General features: G+C 27.0%; 12 protein-coding genes. All 12 read right to left on the minus strand.

The features are described from left to right. Nucleotides 1-45 precede the first annotated feature (45 nt). Nucleotides 46-429, minus strand: coding sequence for a helix-turn-helix domain-containing protein (locus tag AC1XJX_RS13440; RefSeq protein WP_482004505.1), 384 nt, complete (start codon nt 427-429; stop codon nt 46-48). Continuing rightward, the gene (locus tag AC1XJX_RS13445) at nt 426-623 is read right to left on the minus strand and encodes a hypothetical protein (protein WP_482004506.1); all 198 of its coding nucleotides are present in this window, start codon (nt 621-623) and stop codon (nt 426-428) included. The genes AC1XJX_RS13440 and AC1XJX_RS13445 overlap by 4 nt, the downstream gene beginning before the upstream one ends. Next, complete coding sequence (locus AC1XJX_RS13450; protein ID WP_482004507.1) at nt 610-882, minus strand: hypothetical protein; 273 nt, start codon at nt 880-882, stop codon at nt 610-612. The genes AC1XJX_RS13445 and AC1XJX_RS13450 overlap by 14 nt, the downstream gene beginning before the upstream one ends. A 76-nt stretch (nt 883-958) precedes the next feature. Then, on the minus strand, nt 959-1,450 hold the full coding sequence (locus tag AC1XJX_RS13455; RefSeq protein WP_482004508.1) for a hypothetical protein: 492 nt from the start codon (nt 1,448-1,450) through the stop codon (nt 959-961). Beyond that, entirely contained in the window at nt 1,447-1,770 is a 324-nt protein-coding gene (locus AC1XJX_RS13460) for a RusA family crossover junction endodeoxyribonuclease (RefSeq protein WP_482004509.1), read from the minus strand. The genes AC1XJX_RS13455 and AC1XJX_RS13460 overlap by 4 nt, the downstream gene beginning before the upstream one ends. Then, entirely contained in the window at nt 1,767-2,072 is a 306-nt protein-coding gene (locus AC1XJX_RS13465) for an HNH endonuclease signature motif containing protein (protein ID WP_482004510.1), read from the minus strand. The genes AC1XJX_RS13460 and AC1XJX_RS13465 overlap by 4 nt, the downstream gene beginning before the upstream one ends. Nucleotides 2,073-2,074: 2 nt before the next feature. Next, entirely contained in the window at nt 2,075-2,416 is a 342-nt protein-coding gene (locus AC1XJX_RS13470) for a DUF3127 domain-containing protein (RefSeq protein ID WP_482004511.1), read from the minus strand. A 1-nt stretch (nt 2,417) separates the two neighbouring features. Continuing rightward, nucleotides 2,418-3,182, minus strand: coding sequence for a PDDEXK family nuclease (locus tag AC1XJX_RS13475; RefSeq protein ID WP_482004512.1), 765 nt, complete (start codon nt 3,180-3,182; stop codon nt 2,418-2,420). Next, nucleotides 3,169-3,714: an ERF family protein gene (locus AC1XJX_RS13480; protein ID WP_482004513.1), complete on the minus strand. Its 546-nt coding sequence runs from the start codon at nt 3,712-3,714 to the stop codon at nt 3,169-3,171. Before AC1XJX_RS13480 ends, AC1XJX_RS13475 begins: the two co-directional genes overlap by 14 nt. A 214-nt stretch (nt 3,715-3,928) precedes the next feature. Then, complete coding sequence (locus AC1XJX_RS13485) at nt 3,929-4,156, minus strand: hypothetical protein (RefSeq protein ID WP_482004514.1); 228 nt, start codon at nt 4,154-4,156, stop codon at nt 3,929-3,931. Nucleotides 4,157-4,259: 103 nt separating this feature from the next. Then, complete coding sequence (locus tag AC1XJX_RS13490; protein WP_482004515.1) at nt 4,260-4,514, minus strand: hypothetical protein; 255 nt, start codon at nt 4,512-4,514, stop codon at nt 4,260-4,262. Next, the coding region (locus tag AC1XJX_RS13495) for a hypothetical protein (protein WP_482004516.1) at nt 4,514-4,786 on the minus strand (273 nt) is incomplete at its 5' end. The genes AC1XJX_RS13490 and AC1XJX_RS13495, both read right to left, overlap by 1 nt.

The raw sequence follows: 4,786 nt of genomic DNA on the forward strand, positions 1-4,786 counted from the left end.
TTCGCAGTTACAAAGATAGTTATTTTCATTTAATTAATTGTTGTTTTATGATGCTTTTTTTAAAGTTTCTTCATCTTCTATTGTAACTTCAATATTTTTTAACCTTTCTAACTCTACTTTTTTATTAACTATTTTTTTTATGTTTTCTAAATCTTTATTTACTGTTTTGTCATAAGTTAAATAGCCTTCAATTTTTTTACAACTGTGCATTACTGTTGCATGATCCTTTTTTTGAACTACATCACTATAATATTTACCTATTTTGGCATAAGTTGTAATTCTAGGATTAGTTAAATTCTTGGATAAAAAATGAAATAATTGCCTTCTGTAAACAACATCTATTTCTCTGGATTTATTGAATAATTCAATTTTTTCTATATTGAAATACTCACAAACGCTTTCGTGTATGGTTGATATATCTATATTCATTGTAAATCTAAAACTTTGCTTATAAATTGAACATTCAAATTGTATTTAGGGCAAACACTTTTTAAAATAGATTCAACATCTTTGTATCTAATTATGTAAGAACCTAAATTTTGTAATCCTGTTTTCTTTTTTATTTTTTTGTTAATTTCTGTACAGGCTTCTTCGATTATTATAGTTTTTTCAATTAGTTTCATGGTTTATTAATTTTATATATGATGAACAATTATTATTAACTATTTGACATTTTCTAACTTCTTTTATTGCTATTAAATTCATTCTTACTAATTCTGGCAATCTTCTAGCAACTTTTACGGGATTATCCCAATTTAAAAGTTTTGCAATTTCATTGTAAGTGAAACCCCTGTTTAAAGAAAGTACACTTAAAATTCTATCATGGTCTGTTTTAATTTTTGGTTGCATAGCTTTGTATGCTTGTAGTGAGGTGTTTTGCATGATTAAATTATTATAAGGGTTAATATTAAAGCTTGAATTATTAGAATTATTATTGCTGTTGATACTGCGTTATTTTTCATATTGTAAAACCTATTTTAAAAAGTCCACTTAATCTCCAATAAGGTTTTATATCTATTTCTTCTTCTTTGCCATCTATCCTGTAATCGTATGAGCCACCAAAACCAATAAATAAGCCTTTCCTGTAACTATTAAAATAATATTCTAACCCACTTTCAAAACCTATCATTGGATGCGTTTTATCACGTTTAATTACACCTACTTTAAAGCCTTCATAAAGTCTAAAAGAATCATTAAATAAATGTTGGTTAAATCCTATTGGTGTGCCTGTAAATTCTAAGTATTTTTTTCCTCTTAAATCTGGAAATACAAAGGCTTGCGCTTTGAAGTAAACAATCGTCATTTGGTAATCTATACCTGCGCCTATGTTAAATCCATCTTTTAATGTTGCGTTTGGATCTGTGTAAGCAAATACAGTAAATCTTTTATCTTGTGATATTGCTGTATATGTTAGCAAAAAAATGATTAGTATTATTAAATATTTTTTCATAATTCAGTTATTTCTAGTTTTATAAACTCTTGATTTTTTTTGGTAATCTCTTTTTTTATGTTTAACTCTTGAACTTGGTTATCATTAAATTTGTACTTTTTAGAAAGTATATCTAAAATTGGCTTTGTTGGGTTGTCTATATCTGAAGCGTTTGTACTAAATCCAAAAACTAAATTTATTTTTAAAGGTTTTTTAAAATCTAGTTTTAAAGGTGGAAGCATTAACAACATATTTTTTTCATACTGTTTGTATGTAGGTGTTTTAAATCTTTTACCTTGCCATACTTGATTAACACTTAAAGGTTTTATTTCTATTTTCATAATAATTCACGATATTTTAAAAACTGTTCATCAAACCAAACTTTACTAAACTTTACTTTTCTTTTTAATAAAAAATCATAGTGCCTTGATAGTAAGAAGTACATCCATTCTTTTTTATCTCCAAATTCTATATGTTCTTCTCTAGTTAAACACATTAAATTTTCTATTATGTCTTTACCGCCTTTACCTCTTGAAATAATATGATGTACATCTATACCTCTTTGATAACTTATTTCAGAGGGTATAAAATCCGTTGTTTCATACCCACATTCTGATAAATATATTTTTGTGTGTTTTTGCATTTTTAGAAACCTAAATCATCTTCTGGTTCAAAAGCATTATCAATATTTTGAGCAACTTTTTGTATATCACTTTTAAAAACTTTCCAAGCTTCAATAGTGTTAAAATATTTAACCTCGCCTTGTGGGTTAGTCCATGCTCTACCTTTTAGGTTTAAAGACACATCTACAAATTCACCTACTTTATTAAATTTTAATAAGTTTTCTGCTTTGTCTTTTGTGCATTGTAGTTGTAAGAATTGAGGGTATTCTTCGTTTGTTTTTACTACAAATTCAACTACTTTAAAATCGTTACTAAATGTTTTAATTTGTCCGATTTCAATAATTTCTACGTTTTTTAATTCCATGTTATTCAATTGTATAATATTCGTTAGCGTTTTTAATAATTTTGTTTTCCCATGTTAATAGGTTTGATTTATCTTTAAATCGTGTTACTTTTTTAGTTCCGCATAACTCGAAAAAATCCATATCTGAAACCTCATTAGCTTTTACTAAATGTGATAGTATTAAATCTCTTAATGGTAAAAATTCTTCAATACGTTTTATTATCTCATTTTGATAATCTTCTTGTGCATCTATTGGAAGGAATAAATGTCTTTTTTCAATAGGTATATCGAATTCAATCTTATTACCCCATTCATCTATATTAGTAGATGTTAGATATAAACAGATAGCACCTTTTTTGTGTCCTGTACCTGTCATTTGCATTTGGTTTTGGCTTATATATGTATCTGGTAATTTTTTTACATTGTTCCAATATGTATAAGGCGAATAAGGACATTTAATATCAATTGTAATTCCTATTACATCATCAACTACATCAGGCGTTACCCAACTATTATCTGTAAGCCATATTGATTCTGAACTTTGGTATTTACTATGTGGATAAAATGGTTTTACAACGTTGTTATAGGCTTCTTCTTCTGAAAAAATACCATGTTGCATTGCTATTGTAGTGAAGTCTTTTCTGTAACCGTTTATAATCTCACAAGCTTTTTCATAAGCCATTGTTTGTGCTGTTTTAGCTTTTAAACCTTCTCTTGTAAAAAGTTTGCCTATTTCGGAAGCACCAACACCTCCGAGTTTATCAATATTAGTTTTAAGCGTTTCCATTTAATGCTAATTTTTTGTTAGTAAACATTCCTTTAACATTTGGGTATCTGTTAATAATTGGCAATTCTGTTTTATATAATTGTTTTAAATCTTCTTCTGTTTTAGCTTTTTCTAATTTTGAAGTAATATCATTTAATATGTTTGGTGGTATTACGTTTGAAGTTGGTGTTGTTGCTTTTTGACTTGCTTTATTTGCATCATCATCTTCAGCTTGTAAGCCTAATAAAGATTGAAGCGTGTAACGTCTATAATAAGTTATAGCACTTCCAAGCTTTTGAGGATCTGTTAAATTTGGTAGTTCAATTTCTGAACTTACACTTTCGCCTGTTTCTGGATCTATTATTTGAGATATTACTTTATTGTTTAAAATAGGTTGTAATAGAAGTAAATCGTGTTTACTTAACAAGGGTTCAACGTGTTCTAAAAGTCCGTTTATATCGAAGTATTTAGATTTAAAGAAAGGGTTTGTTGCATCTTTAGATATTTTACCTAATTCGCTTTTTACTTTTAATAATTTTTTAAAGATTTCCATTTTTGTTTTAGTTTTATTTGTTTCTGTAATTCCATTTAATAATGGTTAATAATGCTATTGAGTAACCTATTATTAATACAACTATGTTAATTGTTTGCATGATTTGAAGTGTTTAGTTATTAATAGTTGTTCGTAGTAATTCTCTAGAATTGTTTTGTTCTCTGGCTTTACCAAAGGCACATATTCAACACCATTTATTACTACTACCTGCATTTTATATTGATTCTATTTGATTATACATTTCTTGTATTTCTTCTAAAACTTGTTGTGTGTGATAATCTATCCTTTCAATTATCCATTTCATTTTTTTTTCATCGCTATAAGTAGGTTTTTTTAAAATGTATTGTATGGTGGTTTGTGGTATTTCATCGTTAAAAACTCGCTGCTTTACTCCAAATTCGCATTTACTCCATTTGGCTAATAATTTATCGTGTGTTTTCATTTAGAAATAGATTTATTATAATATTGATTGTTTAAATACTCACTATGTACTTCTATTCGTATAGCGTTTTTTAATTTTATCTGGGTTACTTTTATCTTTTCACTCATGCTGCTTTTTTAAGTTTGTTGTTTAATATTTCTAGTTCTTTTATTGTTTCATTTTGAAGCTTAATAAGAAGTGATTTTCTCATTCTTAACACTCTATCTTTTACTTTTAAATTCCATTCAAGACGTGCTTTTCTCATGTGTTCAGTTGAAAAAACACGATAAAATTCTGCCTTTTCAATGTCTAAATATTGGTTAGTTAAAAAGTTAATAGCTTCGGTGTTGTTTTGTAATTTTTCTAATAAAGTTTCCATTATTCGTTTTTTAAAAAGTTATTATAATCGTTGTATTCTCTAACCATTAAATCATAATAATAAGAAGCTGCTGCATCATTCATATCGTCATGCTTTTCAAATTCATCATTACTAAAATCAAGACTTGCAATACAAAATTTACCCTCGTATGTATATGCTTTCATTTCATCAGGTCTATACTCTGATTTTATTTGTATTGATTCTAAATAAGCTTGGTTGGTCTGGTCTTTTGTAATTAGAGTATTCATTTTTGTTATCTTTGTTATTGTTAT

This window comes from Flaviramulus sp., from assembly GCF_982512915.1.

What these genes read in the sequence shown, in the direction of transcription:
- AC1XJX_RS13440 (WP_482004505.1), bottom strand. Translation starts at nt 429, where the DNA reads ATGAATATAGATATATCAACCATACACGAAAGCGTTTGTGAGTATTTC.
- AC1XJX_RS13445 (WP_482004506.1), bottom strand. Translation starts at nt 623, where the DNA reads ATGAAACTAATTGAAAAAACTATAATAATCGAAGAAGCCTGTACAGAA.
- AC1XJX_RS13450 (WP_482004507.1), bottom strand. Translation starts at nt 882, where the DNA reads ATGCAAAACACCTCACTACAAGCATACAAAGCTATGCAACCAAAAATT.
- AC1XJX_RS13455 (WP_482004508.1), bottom strand. Translation starts at nt 1,450, where the DNA reads ATGAAAAAATATTTAATAATACTAATCATTTTTTTGCTAACATATACA.
- AC1XJX_RS13460 (WP_482004509.1), bottom strand. Translation starts at nt 1,770, where the DNA reads ATGAAAATAGAAATAAAACCTTTAAGTGTTAATCAAGTATGGCAAGGT.
- AC1XJX_RS13465 (WP_482004510.1), bottom strand. Translation starts at nt 2,072, where the DNA reads ATGCAAAAACACACAAAAATATATTTATCAGAATGTGGGTATGAAACA.
- AC1XJX_RS13470 (WP_482004511.1), bottom strand. Translation starts at nt 2,416, where the DNA reads ATGGAATTAAAAAACGTAGAAATTATTGAAATCGGACAAATTAAAACA.
- AC1XJX_RS13475 (WP_482004512.1), bottom strand. Translation starts at nt 3,182, where the DNA reads ATGGAAACGCTTAAAACTAATATTGATAAACTCGGAGGTGTTGGTGCT.
- AC1XJX_RS13480 (WP_482004513.1), bottom strand. Translation starts at nt 3,714, where the DNA reads ATGGAAATCTTTAAAAAATTATTAAAAGTAAAAAGCGAATTAGGTAAA.
- AC1XJX_RS13485 (WP_482004514.1), bottom strand. Translation starts at nt 4,156, where the DNA reads ATGAAAACACACGATAAATTATTAGCCAAATGGAGTAAATGCGAATTT.
- AC1XJX_RS13490 (WP_482004515.1), bottom strand. Translation starts at nt 4,514, where the DNA reads ATGGAAACTTTATTAGAAAAATTACAAAACAACACCGAAGCTATTAAC.